Source organism: Variovorax endophyticus (assembly GCF_025376855.1).
Classification (GTDB): Bacteria; Pseudomonadota; Gammaproteobacteria; order Burkholderiales; family Burkholderiaceae_C; genus Variovorax.
This window is the reverse complement of record NZ_JAHUTH010000006.1, coordinates 17,699-37,170: the sequence shown is the minus strand read 5'-3', so window position 1 is coordinate 37,170 and position 19,472 is coordinate 17,699. Positions and strand designations below refer to the sequence as shown.

Below are 19,472 nucleotides of genomic sequence, written 5' to 3'. Positions count from 1 at the left end.
CTCTCTTCTGTCTGGCGCCCTCCCCCAGGGGGAGGGCGCAGGCCGCGCGGCTTACTTGTAGTAGCCGGCCTTCTTCATCTCGCGCTCGGCCGTGGTCTGCGAGGTCTTCAGCGCCTGGTCGACCGTGACCTTGCCCGCGAGCGCCGCGCTCATCTGCTGGCCCACCGCCACGCCGATGGCCTGGAACTCGGGGATGGCCGCGTACTGCACGCCGACATAAGGCGACTTGGGCAGCGTGCTGTCGCTGAGGTTGGCGCTGTCGATGGCCTTCTTCTCGGCGGCGGCGAACTTCGCGACCTTCTGGAACTCGGGGTTCGCGTAGGTCGACTTGCGCGTGCCGGTGGGCACCGCGCCCCAGCCCTGCTCCTTGGCGACCAGGTTGATGTAGTCCTTGGAGGTGGCCCACTTCACGAAGGTCTGGGCGGCGGCGGCCTTGGTCGAGCTGGCGGGGATCGCCAGGTTCCAGGTCCACAGCCAGTTGGCGCCCTTGGGCGTGACGGCCACCGGTGCCTGCGCGAAAGCCACCTTGTCGGCCACCTTCGACTGCTTGGGATCGCTGATGAACGAGGCCGCGATGGTCGCGTCGACCCACATGCCGCACTTGCCTTCGTTGAAGAGCGCGAGGTTCTCGTTGAAGCTGTTGGCCGAGGCGCCCGGCGGGCCGTAGGCCTTCATCAGGTCGACGTAGAAGCCGATCGCGTCCTTCCAGGGCTTGGTGTCGATCTGCGGCTTCCACTGCATGTCGAACCACTGGCCGCCGTTGGTGTTGACCAGCGTGGTCAGGAAGGCCATGTTGTCGCCCCAGCCCGGCTTGCCGCGCAGGCACATGCCGTAGACGCCGGCCTTCGGGTCGTGGATCTTGCCGGCCAGTTCCTTCACCTGGGTCCAGGTCGGCTGCTCGGGCATCTGGAAGCCGACCTTGTCGGCCAGGTCCTTGCGGTACATGAGCATCGAGCTCTCGCCGTAGAACGGCGCGGCGTAGAGCTTGCCCTGGTACGACAGGCCGTCGCGGATCGCGGGCAGCAGGTCGTCGGCGTCGTAGGCGGCATCGGTGGCGATGGGCTGCAGCCAGCCCTTCTTCGACCAGATCGGCGCTTCGTACAGGCCGATGGTCATCACGTCGAACTGGCCGCCCTTGGTGGCGATGTCGGTGGTCACGCGCTGGCGCAGCGTGCCCTCCTCCAGCGTGACCCACTTGAGCTTGATGTCGGGATTGGCCTTCTCGAAGAAGGGCGTGAGCTTCTGCATCTCGATCATGTGGCCGTTGTTGACGGTCGCGATCACGAGTTCGGTGGCCGCCTGGGCGACGAGGCCGGTGCCGGCGAGTGCGAGGACGAGGCCCGCTTTCAGAAAACGCTGCATGTTGTCTCCTAGAGGGTGAGCGACGCCCCCTTGGGTCGCCGTGCCCGGATTCTGGATAAACCGGCTTGCGATTTTGGTACTTCGAATGTCATCGACAGTACTTTCATGCACCGATTGGCTAGTGAAATCCCTAGTCAATGCAATACAGCATGTGTTTTGTGCAATCCAAAGCGTTCAGCCGGTGCCCAGCAGCTGCCGGCGGAACTGGGCCGCCGCGGGCGAGAGCGGCCGCCCCTCGCGCGTGACCAGGCAGATCGGCGGCACGCGCACCGGCAGCTCGATCGGCACCACCCGCAGCAGCCCGAGCCGCGCATAGTGCCGGGCCTGCGAGGCGGGCATGACGGCCGCCATGTCGGAGCTCTCGAGCAGCGCCGTGATGGCGATCGGCGAGGCGGTCTCGAGAATGTCGAGCCGCGCCTGCACGCCGGCCTCGCGCATGGCGGCCTCGAAGCGCCCGCGCTGCGGCGAGCCCGGCGGCTGCAGCACCCATTGCCAGGCCGCCAGGTCGGCCAGCGTGAGGCCCTCGCGCTCGAAGGCCGGATGGCCGCCGCGCACCACCACCACCTGCGATTCGCCGAGCAGCGGCACGCTGGCGTAGCGCGACTCGTCGTGCCCGTCGGTGAGCCGGCCCAGCACCAGGTCGACCTCGCCCTGCTCGAGCTGGGCCTGCATCACGTCGCTGGTCTCGACCACCACCGACACCGCCACCTGCGGGTGGCGCCGGCGGTACTCGACCAGCGCGGGCGCCAGCAGCTCGGGCACGGCGCCGGGCACGCTGCCCACGCGCAGCGCGCCGCTGAGGCCGGAGCGCAGCGCCAGCATCTCCTCGCGCGCGCTGCCGAAGTCGCTGACCACGCGGTGGGCGTAGCGCACCAGGATCTCGCCGTAGGCGGTGGGCTCCATGCCGCGCGCCAGCCGCTCGAACAGCTTCTCGCCGAGCGAATCCTCGAGCTGCTGCAGCAGCTTGGTGGCCGCGGGCTGGCTGATGTTCATGGCCTCGGCCGCGCGACCCAGGTGGCGGTGGGCGTCGAGGCGCACCAGCAGCAACAGCTGGCGCGGTCGCACCTGCAGCATCAGCGAGGCATCGGGCGAGGCTTTCTGGATGGCCATCACCAAAAGTATATGGAGACCCCGCCAATTTCGATTGGATCGAGGGGAGCGAACGGCCTAACCTGCGGCCTCGCCATGCATGGAAAGCAATGGCATCCAAGACCAACAAGCAGGAGACAACCCCGATGCGCCCCTTTTCCCCGGCCTTCCGCCAGCGATGCGCCATCGCCTTCGCCGCCGCGCTCGCGCTGGCCACCGGCCTCGCCACCGCCCAGACCGCGCCCGCCTACCCCGACAAGCCACTGCGCATCATGGTCGGCGCCTCGCCGGGCGGCGGCACCGACATCCTGGCGCGCGTGCTGGCCGACAAGCTCTCGCCCGCGCTCAAGCAGCCGGTGGTGGTCGAGAACCGGCCCGGCGCCTCCAACACCATCGCGGGCGAGCTCACGGCGCGCGCGCCGGCCGACGGCGCCACGCTGCTCCTGGCCACCAACACCGCTCAGGCGGTGGCGCCGCACATCCTCAAGCTCAAGTACGACCCGCTCAAGGACCTGCAACCGCTGGGCCTGGTGGCCGTGATGCCCAACGTGCTCGTGGTGTCGGCCAGCTCGCCCTACAAGTCGGTGAAGGACCTGCTGGCCGCGATGGCGGCCAGGCCCGGCGGCTTCAAGTACGCCTCCTCGGGCATCGGCAGCACCCAGCACGTGGGCGGCGAGGCCTTCAACCTGGCCACCGGCATGAAGTCGGTGCACGTGCCCTACAAGGGCAGCTCGCAGGCGCACATCGACATCATCGCGGGCGAGGTCGAGATGATGTTCGACAGCACCTCCTCGGCCATGGGCCAGATCAAGGCCGGCAAGTTCCGCGCGCTGGCCGTGAGCGCGCCGCAGCGCTCGCCCGAGCTGCCCGACGTGCCCACGCTGGCCGAACAGGGCGTCAAGGGCGCCGACGTCTCGACCTGGTACGGCCTCTACGTGACCGCCGGCACGCCGCGCCCGGCCGTCGAGCGCCTGAGCGCCGAGCTCGCGCGCAGCCTGCAGCTGCCCGACGTGCAGGCCCGCATCAAGGCCCTGGGCGGCGAGCCCGGCAACCTGATCGGCGAGCCCTTCGCGGCCATGAACCGGCAGGAGTTCGAGCACTACGGCCAGCTCGTGCGCGCCGCCAACATCAAGGCCGAATGAGGCCGTCCCCCGCTTTTTCTCCACCGACGATCGCCATGTCCACTCCTTCGAAGATCCCGACCGTGACCTCCGCCAAGCCCCGCATCGCCGTGCTGCTCGGCGACCCCAGCGGGGTCGGCCCCGAGATGGCGGTCAAGCTGCTCGCGCGCCAGCGCAACCTCGACGCCGCGCGCGTGCTGCTGATCGCCGACCCGGTGGTGCTGGCCGCGGGCGAGCGCATCGCCGGCGCGAAGCTCGATCCGCTCGCGACCGAGAGCCTCGACACGCTGCGCTTCGAGGACGGCCGGCCCACGCTGCTGGCCCGCGACTGGATGGACGGCGCCGAGCCGGTGCTCGGCGAATCGAACGAAGCCTCGGGCCGCGCCTCCTTCGAGGCGCTCGAGCTCGCGACCGCGGCCGTGCGCCGCGGCCAGGTCGACGCGATCCTGTTCGCGCCGCTCAACAAGCATTCGCTGCGCCTGGGCGGCCTGGTGCACGAGGACGAGCTGCGCTACATGCAGGCGCGCTTCGCGGTGCCGGGCTTCGTCTGCGAGTTCAACCTCACGGGCGCGCTGTGGACCTCGCGCGTGACCTCGCACATTCCTCTCAAGGACGTGGCGAGCCACATCACCGGCGAAGGCGTGCGCGACGCGGTGAAGATCATCGCCGCGGCACTGCGCCAGTCGGGCGTGGCGCAGCCGCGCATCGCGGTCTCGGGGCTCAACCCGCATGCCGGCGACGGCGGCTCGATCGGCATGGAGGAGATCGAGATCATCGGCCCGGCCATCGAGAAGCTGCGCGCCGAGGGCTACGACGCGCGCGGCCCGTTCTCGCCCGACACGGTGTTCATCGGCGCGCGGCGCGGCGACGTCGACGCGGTGGTCTCGATGTACCACGACCAGGGCCAGATCGCGATGAAGCTCATGGGCTTCGAGCAGGGCGTGACCCTGCACGGCGGCCTGCCCGTGCCCGTGGCCACCTCGGCCAGCGGCAGCGCCTTCGACATCGCGGGCCGGGGCATCGCGCAGATCGAGGGCCTGCAGCAGGCCTTCGACCTGTGCCTGCGCATGGCCAGCGGCGCGCCGGTGCGCGCGGCCGCGACGGCCGAGGCCTGAGTCGGCGGCGACCAGAAAAAAGGGCCGCATGCGCGGCCCTGTCGAATCGTTGTTCTGCGAGTCCCGGGGGGCTTCAGGCGCCCGGCGGCTGGCCGTAGGCGTTGGCCTCGGGCTGGCTGGGCTGCACGAAGAAATAGATCAGCACGAGGTTGACCAGCGGAATGATCATCAGCAGCTGGAACCAGCCGCTCTTGCCGATGTCGTGCAGGCGGCGCGAGCCCGCGGCCAGCACGGGCAGCAGGAAACCCAGCGCGGCGATCAGGTAGACGATCTGGTGGATGAGGCTGGCGACGATCAGCACGACCACCTCGGCCAATATGAACCACCAGAACTCGGAGCGCGAGGCGCGCCCACTGAAATCCGTGTACTTCTGAAAGCAGGTCTTGACCGCTGTTTGAAAATCCATTTGCTCGGCTCCTCTTGAGGTCCCCGGGAAATTTCCCGGGGCCATCATATCGGCGCCTTCTTCAACGGCAATGGCAACGAATGGCGTACTTCAAATGGCCAAGCAGCTATTGCGCGGGCGGACTCAGGCGCTGCAGCAGCCCCGCGGTCGAGGCATCGAGCCCCGTGATGTCGCCCGAGGCGAGCCGCGGCTCGATGTCCTTCGCGAGCACCTTGCCGAGCTCCACGCCCCACTGGTCGAAGCTGTTGATGCCCCACAGCGCGCCGCTGGTGAACACGCGGTGCTCGTACATCGCGATGAAGGCGCCGAGCGCCTCGGGCGTGAGCTTCTCGAACACGAAGAAGCTGCTGGGCCGGTTGCCCGGGAAGTTCTTGTGGCCGCCCGCGTCGAGCTTGCCCACCATCAGCGCCTGCGCCTGCGCGAGCGCATTGGCCAGCAGCTTCGGATGGTGGCCCTCGAGGTCGTGCGAGGCATCGCGCACCGCGAGGAACTCCAGCGGGATCACGTCGGTGCCCTGGTGCAGCATCTGGAAGTAGGCATGCTGGCCGTTGGTGCCCGGCTCGCCCCACAGCACGGGCGAGGTGCCCAGGCCCGGCGGCAGCGCGGCACCGGTCGCGTCGACCTGCTTGCCGTTGCTCTCCATCTCGAGCTGCTGCAGGTAGGCCGGCAGCCGCTTCAATGCGCTGTGATAGGGCGCGATGCTGCGGCTCGTGAAGCGGTGGAAGTTGCGATACCAGACGTCGAGCAGGCCGAGGCGGATCGGCAGGTTCTGCGCCAGCGGCGCGGTGCGGAAGTGCTCGTCCATCGCATGCGCGCCCGCCAGCAGCCGGCGGAAGCCCTCGGCGCCGATGGCCAGCGCGATCGGCAGGCCGATGGCCGACCACAGCGAATAGCGGCCGCCCACCCAGTCCCAGAAGCCGAAGGTGGTCTCGATGCCGAACTTGTTGGCTGCTTCCACGTTGGTGGTGAGCGCCGCGAAGTGGCCCGCGATGTCGGTGCCGCCCGATTGCTCGTACCAGCGCTTGGCGGACTGCGCGTTGGTCATCGTCTCGGCCGTGGTGAAGGTCTTCGAGGCGATCAGGAACAGCGTGTGCTCGGGCGCGAGGCCCTCGAGCACGCCGTCGAGCTCGTGGCCGTCGACGTTCGAGACGAAATGGAAATGCTTGCCCGGCGCCGCGAACTCCGCGAGCGCCAGCACCGCCATCTGCGGGCCGAGGTCGGAGCCGCCGATGCCGATGTTGACCACGTCGGTGATGGTGTGGTCGCCGCGCACCTTCTCGGCGTAGGCGAGCATGGCGTCGAGCGTTTCGTGCACCTCGCGCAATTGCGGCGCGGTCTTGCCGGCCTTGGCATCGGCCGGCGCGCGCAGCAGCGTGTGCAGCACCGCGCGGTCTTCCGTGTTGTTGATGTGCTCGCCCGCGAACATCGCGTCGCGGTGCGCCTCGAGGCCGCACTCGCGCGCGAGCGCGAACAGCAGCGCTTCCACGCGCGCATCGATCAGGTTCTTCGACAGGTCGGCGAACAGGTACGGCGCCTCCTGGCTGAAGTGCGCGAAGCGGCCGGCGTCGTCGACGAAGGCATGGCGCAGGTCGAACTGGCGGCCCGCGGTCTCGAAGTAGGACTGCAGCTGCGCCCAGGCCGGCGCGCGGTCGCAGCGAAGCGGGGTCGCCATGATCAGCGGCCGCTTTCCTGCATCAGCTTCTCGAGCTTGATGGCATCGGCCGCGAAGGCGCGGATGCCCTCGGCGAGCTTCTCTGTGGCCATCGCGTCCTCGTTGAGCGCGAAGCGGAAACCGGCCTCGTCGTAGGCGATCTTCTCGGCCTTGCCCTGGGCGGCGGCCTTGGCGTCGAGCGCGTGCTCGAGCGGCTCGTTGCTCGCGGCCAGTTCGGCCAGCAGCTCGGGGCTGATGGTCAGCAGGTCGCAGCCGGCGAGCGCCTTGATCTGGCCCACGTTGCGGAAGCTCGCGCCCATCACCTCGGTCTCGATGCCGTTGGCCTTGTAGTACTCGAAGATCTGGCGCACCGACTTCACGCCCGGGTCGTTGGCGCCGGCATTGGCGGCCTCGTCCCACTTGGCGCCCTCGGACTTCTTGTACCAGTCGTAGATGCGGCCGACGAAGGGCGAGATCAGCTGCACGCCGGCCGCGCCGCAGGCCACGGCCTGCGCGAACGAGAACAGCAGCGTGAGGTTGGTGCGGATGCCCTTCTTCTCGAGCTGGCGCGCGGCCTCGATGCCTTCCCAGGTGGAGGCGACCTTGATCAGCAGCCGCTTCTCGGTGTCGATGCCCTCGGCCTTGTAGAGCGCCGTGATGCGCTCGCCGCGCGCCACGGTGGCGGCGGTGTCGAACGACAGGCGCGCATCGACCTCGGTCGAGACGCGGCCCGGGATGATCGAGAGGATCTCGGTGCCGAAGCGCACCAGCAGGCGGTCGATGACCTCGTCGAGCGGCTTGCCCGCATGCTTCTTCACGCTCTCGTCGAGCAGCGGACGGTACTCGGGCTTCTGCACCGCCTTGAGGATCAGCGACGGATTGGTGGTCGCGTCCTGCGGCTTGGAGGCGCCGAGCTGCTTGAAGTCGCCGGTGTCGGCGACCACGGTGGTCCATTGACGGAGTGCATCGAGTTGGTTCATGGCAATGATTATGTTGCGGTGATGGCGACGTGGCCTGCACGTTGTTGCATGCGGGCCGATGCTTTCATGCGCACCGTAGCACGGCTTCAGGCCCGGTTCCATGACGGCGCGAACAACATGCGGCCAGCAGGGTTTCGGCCCCATGCCGCCCTACAGGCGCTGTGGTCCACGGCTGACGGCGACGGCTGGCGGGCGCGTCTAGTCTGGCGAGTCCTTCCTTCGCGAATCGTCGGATTCGCCGTCCCGTCCCGACCCAGGAGCCCCCTCCATGCAGCGCAGACTTCCTCCCGCAGCCTCCACCGACCTCGCCCCCTTCGACGACCGCCGCACCAGTGCCGCCATCGGCACGCTGGCCACGGCCTTCGTGATCGGCGGCGCGGCGGCCTGGCTCGCGCTGGATGCCGCGCGCCGCTCGCGCGTGCGGCTGGCCGGCCCGGCCGACGGCGCCCCGCTGATGCGCGCGCCGCTGCAGGTGGTGGCGCCGGTGGACCTGCACCGCTATGCGGGTCTCTGGCACGAGCAGGCGCGGCTGCCCAACCGCTTCCAGAAGTCCTGCGCCGGCCCGGTCACGGCCCACTACACGCCGCGGCCCGACGGCACGATCGAGGTGCTCAATCGCTGCGAACGCGCCGACGGCAATTTCGAGGAATCGCTGGGCACCGCGCGCGTGGTGCCGGTGGCCGGCCAGCCCGGCGCGGGCCGGCTCGAGGTGCGCTTCGCGCCTTCGTGGCTGGCCTGGCTGCCGGTGGTGTGGGGCGACTACTGGATCCTGAAGCTGGACCGCGACTACCAGGTGGCGCTGGTCGGCACGCCGAACCGCGAGTACCTGTGGGTGCTGTCGCGCGCCCCCTGCCTGGACGACGCGACCCTGCAGGCCGAGCTCGACTACGCGGGCAGCCTGGGCTTCGACATCGACAAGGTCGAGCGCACCGGCAGGTAGCGCGAGAGCTGGGTCGCGAGCGCGGCCGGCGCGGTGCAGTGGATCGCGTGCCAGCCGAAGGCGCGCGCGGCTTCCACGTTGGGCGCCGAATCGTCGATGAACACCGTCCGCTCCGCCGCCAGCGCATGGCGCACCGCGAGCAGTTCGTAGATCTCGCGGTGCGGCTTCAGGAACTTCACGTCGCCCGAGAACACGCCACCGTCGAAACGCCGCATGAAGCCGTGGCGCGCCATGATCGCGCGCGCATAGGGCGAGGGCATGTTCGAGAGGTAGTAGAGCTTCAGCGGCTCGCCGGCCTCGCGGCGCTCGAACAGTTCCTCGAGCAGCGCCACCGTGACATCGATCGGCACCAGCCGTTCGCCGAGTCCGTCGAGCATGGCCAGCAGGCGGTCGGCCGGCAGCGAGAGCCGCGCCGCCATGCGGGCGACCGATTCCTCGAGCGTGCGGGTGCCGCAATCGAAGCTGGTCCAGTCGTCGTGATGGAACAGCGCGCGGCCCAGGGCCGCGGCGGCGGATTCAGTGGGAGCATGCTCCGCCAGATGGGCCTGGACCAGCCGGGTGGGCTCCCAGGCGAAGAGCACGGCGCCAAGATCGAAAACCACGTTCATGGCGCCATTGTTCCATGCGCGCGCTACACCACGCTGACGCCGTGCGCCCCCAGGGAGAGCCGGGTCTGCGCGCCCGCGGCCAGCGGGTTCGACAGGTCGGTCGAGACCACGAAGACCGCGCCCAGCGGCGTGTCGAAGCCGTACTCGTAGAAGCTGCCGAGGTAGGCCACCTTTTTCAGCGTGGCCGGCAGGCCGGTGTCGGCCGCCGAAGCCTCGCCGATGCGCCAGGCCTCGGGCCGCACCGCCACCTTGACCGCGCCCGGCGCCACCGCGTGGCGCGGCCGCAGCCGCAGCGGCCCGAGCGTGACGTCGCCGTCGACGCCGGCCACGGCCGGGAACACCATCGCCTCGCCCATGAAGCCCGCGACGAACTCGCTCTCGGGCCGGCCGTAGAGCTGCTCGGGCGTGCCGCGCTGGGCGATCACGCCATGGTCCATCACGATGATCTGGTCGCTCACGGCCAGCGCCTCGCTCTGGTCGTGCGTGACGTAGGCCACCGTGAGCCCGAGCCGCTGCTGCAGCGAGCGGATCTCCTCGCGCATCTCGCGCCGCAGCCGCGCGTCGAGGTTCGACAGCGGCTCGTCGAAGAGCAGCACCGCGGGCTCGAGCACCAGCGCGCGCGCCAGCGCCACGCGCTGCTGCTGGCCGCCCGAGAGCTCGCTCGGCAGCCGCTGGTCGAAGCCCACCAGGCCCACGCCGCGCAGCGCCTCGCGCGCACGCGCCGTGGCCTCGTCCTTCTTCACGCCGCTCATGCGCAGGCCATAGCCCACGTTGCCGATCACGTCCATGTGCGGGAACAGCGCATAGCTCTGGAACATCATGCTGACGTTGCGCTCGGCCGGTCCGAGCGTGGTGACGTCGCGCCCGCCCATGAAGATCGCGCCCGAGGTCGGCGACTCGAGCCCCGCGATCATGCGCAGGGTGGTGGTCTTGCCGCAGCCCGAGGGGCCGAGAATGGTGGTCAGCGTGCCCTCGGGCACCTCGAAGCTGATGCCCTTGACCGCCAGCGGCGCGTTGCGGTCGGCACCGTAGCGCTTGGTGACGTCGCGAAACTCGATGCCCGTGCTCATGCCAGCCCCTCCATCTTGTGATGCCCCTGGTGCCCCGGCGCCGTGCCGCGCCGTCCCAGCCTGCGTTCGCCCACCACCCACTGCACCAGCGCGATCGCGAGCGACATCAGGATCATCAGCACCGTGCAGTAGGCCAGCGCGATGCCGTAGTCGCCGTTGCCGACGCGGCCGATGATGTAGGTGGTGGCCAGTTCGTTCTCGGCCGTGACCAGGAAGATCACCGCGCTCACGGTCGTCATCGCGCGCACGAAGCTGTAGACCAGCGCCGCCACCAGCGCCGGCTTGAGCAGCGGCAGCACCACCTTGAACAGCGTCTGCGAGGTCGAGGCGCGCAGCATCAGCGAGGCCTCGTCGAGCGAGCGGTCGAGTTGCTTGAAGGCCGCGGTGCCCGCGCGCACGCCCACCGGCAGGTTGCGGAACATGAAGCACAGCACGATGATGAGCCCGGTGCCCGTGAGCTCGAACGGCGGCACGTTGAAGGCCAGGATGTAGCTCACGCCGAGCACCGTGCCCGGGATCGCGAAGGCCAGCAGCGCGGCGAACTCGAAGGCGCCCTGCCCCTTGAACTCGTTGCGCGCCAGCAGCCAGGCGATCAGCAGGCCCAGCGCCGCGGTGATCGGCGCCGAGATGCCGGCCAGCTTGAGCGTGGTCAGCAGCGAGTTCCACGCGGTGCCGGCCCACACCAGCCCGAACTGGCCCCACTCGAGCGCGAACGCGGTCTTGAAGTGCTGCAGGGTGAAGCTGTAGTCGCGCCCCCAGGTCTGCACGAAGCCGCCCGCGAAGGCGAACAGGTAGACCACGGCCGTGAAGGCGATCCACGGCAGCGCGATGCAGTGGATGGTGCGGCGCACGCCGTCGGGCAGCGCCATCGGGATGCCGGCGTCGCCCTTGCCGCTGACGGTGGTGTAGTTCTGCTTGCCGAGCAGCCCGCGCTGCAGCGCGAACACGCCGAGCGCGAACAAGGTGAGCACCCAGGCCAGCGAGGCCGCGCGGCCCTGGTCGTACTGCGCGCCGACGATGGCGAAGAAGATGTCGGTCGACAGCACCGAGAACTGGCCGCCCACCACCACCGGGTTGCCGAAGTCGGCGATGCTCTCGATGAAGCCCACCAGGAAGGCATTGGCCAGCCCTGGTTTGAGCAGCGGCAGTGTGATGGTGAAGAAGGCGCGGCGCCGGTCGGCGCGCAGCATCTGCGCCGCCTCCTCGAGGCTGGGCGCGATGCCCTGCACCACGCCGCGCATGATCATGAAGGCGATCGGCGTGAAGGCGAACAGCTGCGCCACCAGCACGCCGGGCATGCCGTAGAACCAGCGCGTGGGCTCGATGCCGAACAGGCTTTCGAGCAGCTGGTTGACGATGCCCGCGCGGCCGAACAGCAGGATCAGGCCGAGGCCCACCACGAAGGGCGGCGTGATGATCGGCAGCAGCGCCAGCACCCGCAGCGCGCCCTGCCCGCGCCGGCTGCCGCGCTCGGCCATCAGCGCCATCAGCGTGCCGAGGAAGGTGGTGCCCGCGGCCGTGAGCAGCGCCAGCACCAGCGTGTTCCAGGCCACGCCGCAGCGCACTCCGCCCGCGAGGCAGCCCAGGCCCCAGATGCGCTCGGTGAAGACCCGCGCGAGGAAGGCGGCCATCGACACGCGGCCATCCTCGTCGAGGAAGGCGCCCGACAGCGCGCGGCTCACGGGGTAGGCGATGAACAGCGCCATCAGCACGCCGCAGCCCAGCACCGAGGCGGCCACGAACAGGTCGCCCTTGAAGCGGCCGAGCCGCGCGATGCCGAAGGCCGCGAGCAGCACCAGCGCACAGAGCGCCACGAAGCCGCCGGCGCCGATGCCGAACTGGTTGACCCCGAGCTCGCCGAAACGCGCCTCGAGCGCCGCGAAGGCCCAGCCGCGCGCGCCGATCGCGAAGCCCGCGAGCGCGAGCCCGAGCGCACCGCCCGCGCCGCCGGCCAGCAGCCAACGCCCCTGCGCGCGGCCCGGCGGCAGCCAGGCGCCGATGGCGCAGACCAGCAGGCCCGCCAGCCCGACGAACAGCCAGGCGCGCCCCTGCAGGGCCGCCTGCATCAGGCCATTGGCGCCCTCGGCGCCGCCGAAGACCTGCGGAACGGCCTCGTACCAGGTCGCATCCTGGATCGCATACCAGGGCAGCAACAGGTAGGCCGCGAGGCCCAGCAAGACCCAGGCGCGGATCCAGCGCTGGGTGCGCCGCGCCGCGGCCTCCGATGCCGGATTGCGCGGGGCCGCCGCGCGGGGCGAGGCTCCGATGGAACGCGCTTCCACTTAGCGCGGCAGCGAGTTGACGTCCTTCTCCCAGCGCGCGATCAGGCGGCGGCGCTCGGCGCTGGCACCGTACTTGGCGTAGTCGTAGTTGATGAACTTGATCTTCTTGAAGTCGGGAATGCGCGGATCGAGCTTGGCATTGACGTTGCTCGGCAGCTGGAACTGCTTGTTGGCGGCGCCGAGTTCCTGCGCGGCGGGCGTGAGCGCCCATTCGTAGAACTTCTTCGCGGCCTCGAGGTTGCGCGCGCCCTTGATGATGCTCATGGAGCCGATCTCGGCGCCGGTGCCGTCGCTCGGCGTGATGGTCTCGACCGGGAAGCCCTGCATCTTCTCGCCCGGGCCGTCGTGCACGAAGCTGATCGACACCGCGGTCTCGCCGCGCGCCACGGCCTTGATCGGGCCGGTGCCCGAGCGCGTGTACTGGCCGACATTCTTGTGCAGCGCCTTGAGGTACTCGAAGGCCTTGTCCTCGCCCATGAGCTGCACCAGCGTGGCGATCATGGTGTAGGCCGTGCCGCTCGAGGCGGGGTTGGCCACCTGGATGTCGCCCTTGTACTCGGGCTTGAGCAGGTCGGCCCAGGTCCTGGGCACCGGCAGCTTCTTCTTCGCCAGCAGCTCGGGGTTGTAGCCGAAGCCAAGCGGGCCCGAGTAGATGCCCACGGTCTTGTAGCCCGACTGCTTGGCCTGCTGCTGGGCCCAGGGATGCAGCTGCGGCAGCGAGGGCGACTTGTACTCGAGCGTCAGGCCCTGCTCGGCCGCCTGCAGGTGCGGGTCGCCGGTGCCGCCGAACCAGACGTCGGTCTTGGGGTTGTCCTTCTCGGCGATGAGCTGGGCCAGCGCCTCGCCCGAGCCCTTGAGCGCCATGTTGATGCGGGTGCCGGTGGTGCGCGCATACACGGTCGAGATCACGCTGCACCACTCGGCCTGCACCGAGCAGATCACGTTGACCGTGCCCTGGGCCGATGCCATGGCCGATCCACCCAGCAGCGCCGCCGCAACAAGAAGCTTCTTCATGGAGTTCTCCGCTTTGTCCAATAAAAAAAGGCCTCCCGGCCGTGGGTGCAGCGTAGCTTTAGTACAAGTGCGTGGAATCGGTACAAGTACCATCGCGATTGGCGGACCGGCGCATTGCCTGCTCTCGCCCCAGACCCAAGGAAAGTGTTCCCATGAGCTTCGATCTCGTTCTGTTCGGCGGCACCGGCGATCTCGCATGGCGCAAGCTGATGCCCGCTCTGTTCCAGGCCTTCCGGCACGGGAGCCTGCCGAAGGACGGGCGCATCGTCGGCGTGGCGCGGGACAACCTGTCGGACGACCAGTACCGCGAGCTGATCCAGTCGCGCTTCAATGCCGTCGAGGGCGCCAAGCGGCCCTCGCCCGAGGAGTTCGAGAAGTTCGCCTCGATGCTGCACTACCTGCGCATGGACCTGTCGAAGCCCGACGACTATGCGCGCCTGTCCGACCTGCTCAAGCAGCGCGATGCCGAAACGGTCGTGATGTATGTCGCCACCGCGCCGGGCCTGTTCACGCAGGTGGTCGAGCAGATCGCGGCTGCCGGCCTCAACGGCGCGCGCACCCGCATCGTGCTCGAGAAGCCGCTGGGCCACGACCTGGCCTCCAACCGCGCGATCAATGCCGCGGTGGGCAAGGTGCTCGAGGAGAAGCAGGTCTTCCGCATCGACCACTACCTCGGCAAGCCCTCGGTGCAGAACCTGTTCGCGATGCGCTTCGGCAACGCGCTGTTCGAGCCCATCTGGCGCCGCGAGCACATCGCCAACATCCAGATCACGATCGCCGAGGACCTCGGCGTGGAGAAGCGCGGCGCCTTCTACGACCAGACCGGCGCGCTGCGCGACATGGTGCAGAACCATGCGCTGCAGCTGCTGTGCGCCATCGGCATGGAGCCGCCGATCAACTCGCACGCCGACGCGATCCGCGACGAGAAGCTCAAGGTGCTGCGCGCCCTCAAGCCCTGGACGCCCGAGACGCTGGGCCTGCACACGGTGCGCGGCCAGTACACGGCCGGCACGGCCTACGGCGAGCGCGTGCCCGGCTACCGCGACGAACCCGGCGTCGACCGCGAGAGCCGCACCGAGACCTTCGTCGCGCTGCGCACCGAGATCGCCAACTGGCGCTGGGCCGGCGTGCCCTTCTACATCCGCACCGGCAAGCGGCTGGCCTCGCGCGACGCGCGCATCGAGGTCAACTTCCGCCCGACGCCGCACGCGATCTTCCGCGCGCCGGCCGGCAGCGCGAACAAGTTCGTGATCAACCTGCAGCCCAAGGACGGGCTCGAGCTGCACATGCTCGCGCAGGCGCAGGACAACCGCCGCAGCAACGGCCGCCAGGACAGCGCGGCGCAGCTCGCGCCGGTGCAGCTGGACCTCGACTTCGACAAGCGCTTCGGTTCCGAGCGCGTGGGCGCCTACGAACGGCTGCTGCTCGATGTGATCGACGGCCGGCTCAACCTGTTCGTGCGCAGCGACGAGCAGGAAGAGGCATGGCGCTGGGTCGAACCGCTGATCGACAGCTGGGCCAACGACGGCGGACCGCGCCCCTACGCGGCCGGCACCTGGGGCCCGAGCGCGTCGAGCGCGATGATCGCGCGCGACGGGTTCTCGTGGGGCGAGGAGCAGTAGCTCAGCCGAACTGCACGCAGCGCATGCTCAGCGTGCCCGACTGGAAGCCCTCGTGGACCGTCTTCGCGCGCTCGCCCGCGCCCGCGGCGCCGAGCGCGTAGAGAAACGGGAAGTAGTGATCGGGCGTGGCCACCGCGGTCGATGCGCCCGCGAGCCTTTCATAACCGATCAGCGCGCGGTCGTCGCGCCCGGCCAGCGCGGCCTTCACCGCATCGTCGAAGGACTGGGCCCAGGGCCGGCTCGCCGCCGGGCCGTCGGGCGTGCCGCGGTCGGTGGCGCGCAGGTTGTGCACCACGTTGCCGCTGCCCATCACCAGCACGCCCTTGTCGCGCAGCGCGGCGAGGTCGCGCCCCACCGCGTAGTGGAAGGCCGCGGGCTTGTCGTAGTCGATGCTGAGCTGGAACACCGGCACGTCGGCCTTCGGATAGAGATGCCTGAGCACGGTCCAGGTGCCGTGGTCCAGGCCCCATTGCTCGGTGGCGACCACCGGCGACTGCTTCACCGCCGCGGCCGCCTCGCGCGCGAGCGCGGGATGGCCGGGCGCCGGGTAGTCGATGTCGTGCAGCGCCTGCGGAAAGCCGCCGAAGTCGTGGATGGTGCGGGGCCGGGCCTGCACGCCGACGCCGGTCGCGCCGCTGCTGAGCCAGTGCGCCGAGACGCTGAGGATGGCCGTGGGCCGCGGCAGTTCGCGGCCCCAGGCCGCGAGCCGGCGCGTGAAGCCGTTGTCGGCCAGCGCATTCATCGGCGACCCATGGCCGATGAAGATCACCGGCATGCGCCGCGCGGGCGCACCGCCGGCGGCCGACGCCGCCTGCGAGACGGAAGCCAGCGCGCCCAGCACGGCGGTCGCCCCGAGCGCCGAGCCCATGAGGAAGCCGCGGCGGCCGAGCGCGCGCAGCGCACTGGCGTCGGAAGGAAGAGGGGTCATCGGAAGGGGCATGGCGCGGTGCAAAAGAGGCCGCGCCACTGTGCCGCGATGCGGCGCGCCCGGCTGTGCCTTTGCGCACATCTTCGTGCGCCCGACCCGATCTTCAGATCCGCCCTTCCTCCGCCGCATGGCAGGCCACCTGCACGCCGCGGATGCTCTGGAGCTTCGGCCGCTCGGCCGAGCAGCGCGCATTGGCATGCGGGCAGCGCGGATGGAAAGCGCAGCCCGCGGGCGGATTGAGCGGATTCGGCACCTCGCCCTGGACCGGCGTGCGCGCGCGCCCCGTGTGCTTCATCTGCGGGATCGCGTCGAGCAGCATGCGCGTGTACGGATGCTGCGGCGTCGAAAACAGCTTCTGCTTGTCCGCCACCTCCACCAGCCGCCCCAGGTACATCACGCCCACCTGGTCGGCCACGTGGCGCACCACCGCGAGGTTGTGCGAGATGAACAGGTAGGTCAGGCCCTGCTCGCGCTGCAGGTCCTTCATGATGTTGAGCACCTGCGCCTGCACGCTCACGTCCAGCGCCGAGGTGGGCTCGTCGCAGACCAGGAACTCCGGCTGCGTGGCCAGCGCGCGCGCGATCGAGATGCGCTGGCGCTGGCCGCCCGAGAACTGGTGCGGGTACTTGCTCATGTCCAGCGGCGACAGGCCCACCGACTGCAGCAGTTGGCCCACGCGCTCGCGCAGCTGGGCCTTGTCGCTCAAGATGCCGTGTTCGCGCAGCGGCTCGCCGATGATGTCCTCGACGATCCAGCGCGGGTTGAGGCTCGCGTAGGGGTCCTGGAAGATCATCTGGATGCGGCGGCGCAGCTTGCGGCCCTCGGCGGTCTTGAAGGCCGCGTGCGCGTCCTGGCCGTCGAACTGCAGCCCGCCGCGCGTGGGCGCGTACAGGCCCACGAGCAGCCGTGCGACCGTGCTCTTGCCGCAGCCCGATTCGCCGACCAGCGCGAGCGTCTTGCCGCGCTCGATCGAGAAGCTCACGCCATCGACCGCATGCAGCAGCACGCGCGGCTTGCGCTCGAGCACGCGGTTGAGCCAGGGCGGCGAGACGTCGAAGGTGCGCGCGAGGTCGTGGGCCACCACGAGCGGCTCGCCGCCGGTGGCCTTGCCGGGTTCGATCACGGCGCTCATCGCGTCACCTCCACGATCGGTTCGGCCGCCTCGGGCGTGGCGCGTTCGCCGGCCGCGAGCACGTCGTGATGCTTCGCCGCGATCTCGGCCTGGCCGGTGTGCGGATCGGTCGCGTCGTGCAGCCAGCAGGCGGCGCGCGTGGCGCCCGCGTGCATCAGCTCGGGCCGCTCCTCGAGGCAGCGCGCGAAGGTGCGCGGGCAGCGCGGGTTGTAGGCGCAGCCCCTGGGGATCGCATTGAGCCGCGGCATCGCGCCGTCGATCTGATTCAGCCGCTCGCGGTCGCTCGCCATGTCGGGGATCGAAGCCATCAGGCCCGCGGTGTAGGGATGCGCCGCCTGATGGATGACCTCGTGCACCGGGCCGATCTCGGCGATGCGGCCCGCGTACATCACGGCCACGCGGTCGCAGGTCTCGGCGATCACGCCCATGTCGTGCGTGATCAGCATCACGGCCGCGCCGCGGTCCTTGCAGACGCGCTTGAGCAGCTGAATGATCTGCGCCTGGATCGACACGTCGAGCGCGGTGGTCGGCTCGTCGGCCACGATCAGCTTGGGCTCGGCCGCGAGCGCGAGCGCGATCACCACGCGCTGGCGCATGCCACCCGAGAACTGGTGCGGGAAATGGTCGATGCGCTGCTCGGCGGCGGGAATGCCGGTGTCCTGCAGCAGGCCGATGGCACGCTTGCGCGCTTCCGATTCGGTCACGGGCAGGTGGGTGCGGATGGTCTCGACGAGCTGCCGGCCCACCGTGTAAAGCGGGTTCAGCGAAGTCAGCGGGTCCTGGAAGATCGCGCCGATCTTGCGGCCGCGGATCGGCCGCATGGCGTCGAAGCCGAGGTTGTCGATGCGCTGGCCCTCGAGCAGGATCTGGCCGCCGGCCACGCGGCCCGGCGGCTCGAGCAGGCCGATGATCGAGGCGCCGGTGAGCGACTTGCCGGCACCCGATTCGCCGACCACGCCGAGGATCTCGCCGGGTGCGATGTCGAAGGAGATGTCGTCGAGCGCGCGCAGGGTGCCGCGGCGGTTCGGAAATTCGACGACGAGGTTCTTGACCTGGAGCAGTGTCATGGCGTGTCTCCCGCTTCTTCAGCGCAGCCGCGGGTTGAGCGCATCGCGCAGCCAGTCGCCCAGCAGGTTCACGCTGAGCGCGATCAGCACCAGCATCGCTCCGGGGAACACGGTGATCCACCACTCGCCCGAGAACAGGTACTGGTTGCCGATGCTGATGAGCGTGCCCAGCGAGGGCGAGGTCGGCGGCACGCCGACACCGAGGAAGGACAGCGTGGCCTCGGTGATGATCGCGGTCGCGACCTGGATCGTGGCCAGCACCATCACCGGCCCGAGCACGTTGGGCAGCACGTGGCGCAGCATGATGCGCAGCGGCGCGACGCCGGTGACGCGCGCGGCCTGCACGTATTCCTTGCTGCGTTCCACCAGCGTGGAGCCGCGCACGGTGCGCGCGTACTGCACCCAGCCGGTCAGCGAGATCGAGATGATGAGCACGCCGAAGGCCAGCGAATCGTTGGCATGCGGGAACAGCGCGCGGCCCACGCCGGCGATCAGCAGCGCGACCAGGATCGGCGGGAACGACAGCATCACGTCGCACAGCCGCATGAGGAAGGTGTCGAGCCAGCCGCCGAAGAAGCCGGCCAAGAGGCCCAGCACGACGCCGACGAAGACCGACAGCACCACCGACACCACGCCGACGATCAGCGAGATGCGCGCGCCGTAGATCACGGCCGAGAGGATGTCGCGGCCCTGGTCGTCGGTGCCCAGCAGGTACTTGGCCGAACCGTCGGTGGTCCAGGCCGGCGGCAGGCGCGCGTCGCCGAGTTCGAGCGATGCGAGATCGAAGGGGTTGTGCGGCGACACCCAGCCGGCGAACACCGCGCAGAACAGGCAGGTCAGCGCGATCAGCGCCGCGACGATCGCCACCGGCGAGGTGCGGAAGCTGTAGCCGACGTCGCTGTCGAACCAGCGGACTATGGTTCTTTTCATCGCCGGGCCGCCCCAAGAGGAAAAGCGGCCCCCTCGGGGGGCAGCGGACCTTGCGCAGCAAGGAGAGCGTGGGGGTTGTTTTTCATCGTGGAAGCAAAAGGAATGGGCCCGCAAGAAGCGGGCCCATGGTCAGGCCGCAAGAGCAGCGAAGGGCC

The 19,472-nt window shown here is 69.7% G+C and carries 17 protein-coding genes; 4 read left to right on the top strand and 13 right to left on the bottom strand.

Going from position 1 to position 19,472, the window contains the following annotated elements:
- Nucleotides 1–51: 51 nt before the first annotated feature.
- Together KV106_RS09540 and KV106_RS09535 are read right to left on the bottom strand one after the other, a co-directional pair.
- Nucleotides 52–1,362: an ABC transporter substrate-binding protein gene (locus KV106_RS09540; RefSeq protein WP_261209665.1), complete on the bottom strand. Its 1,311-nt coding sequence runs from the start codon at nucleotides 1,360–1,362 to the stop codon at nucleotides 52–54.
- A 174-nt stretch (nucleotides 1,363–1,536) separates the two neighbouring features.
- On the bottom strand, nucleotides 1,537–2,472 hold the full coding sequence (locus KV106_RS09535) for a LysR family transcriptional regulator (protein WP_261209664.1): 936 nt from the start codon (nucleotides 2,470–2,472) through the stop codon (nucleotides 1,537–1,539).
- Nucleotides 2,473–2,597: 125 nt separating this feature from the next.
- Between KV106_RS09535 and KV106_RS09530 the strand changes: the two genes are divergently transcribed.
- Nucleotides 2,598–3,593 (top strand): Bug family tripartite tricarboxylate transporter substrate binding protein, encoded by a 996-nt coding sequence (locus tag KV106_RS09530; RefSeq protein WP_261209663.1) that lies wholly within the window; start codon nucleotides 2,598–2,600, stop codon nucleotides 3,591–3,593.
- A gap of 35 nt (nucleotides 3,594–3,628) precedes the next feature.
- Complete coding sequence (locus KV106_RS09525; RefSeq protein WP_261209662.1) at nucleotides 3,629–4,687, top strand: 4-hydroxythreonine-4-phosphate dehydrogenase PdxA; 1,059 nt, start codon at nucleotides 3,629–3,631, stop codon at nucleotides 4,685–4,687.
- 73 nt (nucleotides 4,688–4,760) lie between these two features.
- On the opposite strand, the gene KV106_RS09520 is transcribed toward KV106_RS09525, so the two are convergent.
- The 3 genes from KV106_RS09520 to tal all read right to left on the bottom strand — a co-directional run bounded on the left by KV106_RS09520 (nucleotide 4,761) and on the right by tal (nucleotide 7,724).
- Nucleotides 4,761–5,093, bottom strand: a complete 333-nt coding sequence (locus KV106_RS09520; protein WP_057594083.1) for a DUF805 domain-containing protein — start codon at nucleotides 5,091–5,093, stop codon at nucleotides 4,761–4,763.
- A gap of 106 nt (nucleotides 5,094–5,199) precedes the next feature.
- Complete coding sequence (pgi, locus tag KV106_RS09515; protein WP_261209661.1) at nucleotides 5,200–6,765, bottom strand: glucose-6-phosphate isomerase; 1,566 nt, start codon at nucleotides 6,763–6,765, stop codon at nucleotides 5,200–5,202.
- 2 nt (nucleotides 6,766–6,767) lie between these two features.
- Nucleotides 6,768–7,724, bottom strand: a complete 957-nt coding sequence (gene tal, locus KV106_RS09510) for a transaldolase (protein WP_261209660.1) — start codon at nucleotides 7,722–7,724, stop codon at nucleotides 6,768–6,770.
- Between the two features lie 268 nt (nucleotides 7,725–7,992).
- Between tal and KV106_RS09505 the strand changes: the two genes are divergently transcribed.
- Nucleotides 7,993–8,664 (top strand): lipocalin family protein, encoded by a 672-nt coding sequence (locus KV106_RS09505; RefSeq protein WP_057594086.1) that lies wholly within the window; start codon nucleotides 7,993–7,995, stop codon nucleotides 8,662–8,664.
- Here KV106_RS09505 and KV106_RS09500 read toward each other — a convergent pair.
- Genes KV106_RS09500 through KV106_RS09485 form a run of 4 tightly spaced genes read right to left on the bottom strand, consistent with a single transcriptional unit; the run spans nucleotide 8,610 to nucleotide 13,638 of the window.
- Nucleotides 8,610–9,272: an HAD family hydrolase gene (locus tag KV106_RS09500; RefSeq protein ID WP_057594087.1), complete on the bottom strand. Its 663-nt coding sequence runs from the start codon at nucleotides 9,270–9,272 to the stop codon at nucleotides 8,610–8,612. The two genes, KV106_RS09505 and KV106_RS09500, sit on opposite strands and share 55 nt — an antisense overlap.
- Nucleotides 9,273–9,295: 23 nt before the next feature.
- Nucleotides 9,296–10,342: an ABC transporter ATP-binding protein gene (locus KV106_RS09495; protein WP_261209659.1), complete on the bottom strand. Its 1,047-nt coding sequence runs from the start codon at nucleotides 10,340–10,342 to the stop codon at nucleotides 9,296–9,298.
- The gene (locus KV106_RS09490) at nucleotides 10,339–12,624 is read right to left on the bottom strand and encodes an ABC transporter permease (RefSeq protein ID WP_261209657.1); all 2,286 of its coding nucleotides are present in this window, start codon (nucleotides 12,622–12,624) and stop codon (nucleotides 10,339–10,341) included. Before KV106_RS09490 ends, KV106_RS09495 begins: the two co-directional genes overlap by 4 nt.
- Nucleotides 12,625–13,638, bottom strand: a complete 1,014-nt coding sequence (locus tag KV106_RS09485; protein WP_261209655.1) for an ABC transporter substrate-binding protein — start codon at nucleotides 13,636–13,638, stop codon at nucleotides 12,625–12,627.
- A gap of 152 nt (nucleotides 13,639–13,790) precedes the next feature.
- On the opposite strand from KV106_RS09485, the gene zwf reads away from it, so the two are divergent.
- Nucleotides 13,791–15,260 carry a glucose-6-phosphate dehydrogenase gene (gene zwf, locus KV106_RS09480; RefSeq protein WP_057594091.1) on the top strand — a complete coding sequence of 490 codons (1,470 nt, stop codon included), beginning with the start codon at nucleotides 13,791–13,793 and terminating at the stop codon, nucleotides 15,258–15,260.
- Nucleotide 15,261: 1 nt separating this feature from the next.
- Here the strand turns inward: zwf and ygiD are convergent, their stop codons facing one another.
- The 4 genes from ygiD to KV106_RS09460 form a co-directional block, all read right to left on the bottom strand.
- Nucleotides 15,262–16,200 (bottom strand): 4,5-DOPA-extradiol-dioxygenase, encoded by a 939-nt coding sequence (ygiD, locus tag KV106_RS09475; RefSeq protein WP_261209650.1) that lies wholly within the window; start codon nucleotides 16,198–16,200, stop codon nucleotides 15,262–15,264.
- A 91-nt stretch (nucleotides 16,201–16,291) separates the two neighbouring features.
- Nucleotides 16,292–17,320, bottom strand: a complete 1,029-nt coding sequence (locus tag KV106_RS09470; protein ID WP_057594093.1) for an ABC transporter ATP-binding protein — start codon at nucleotides 17,318–17,320, stop codon at nucleotides 16,292–16,294.
- Nucleotides 17,317–18,387 carry an ABC transporter ATP-binding protein gene (locus KV106_RS09465; protein ID WP_261209648.1) on the bottom strand — a complete coding sequence of 357 codons (1,071 nt, stop codon included), beginning with the start codon at nucleotides 18,385–18,387 and terminating at the stop codon, nucleotides 17,317–17,319. Before KV106_RS09465 ends, KV106_RS09470 begins: the two co-directional genes overlap by 4 nt.
- Nucleotides 18,388–18,405: 18 nt before the next feature.
- Entirely contained in the window at nucleotides 18,406–19,317 is a 912-nt protein-coding gene (locus KV106_RS09460; RefSeq protein WP_261209646.1) for an ABC transporter permease, read from the bottom strand.
- Nucleotides 19,318–19,472: the final 155 nt, after the last annotated feature.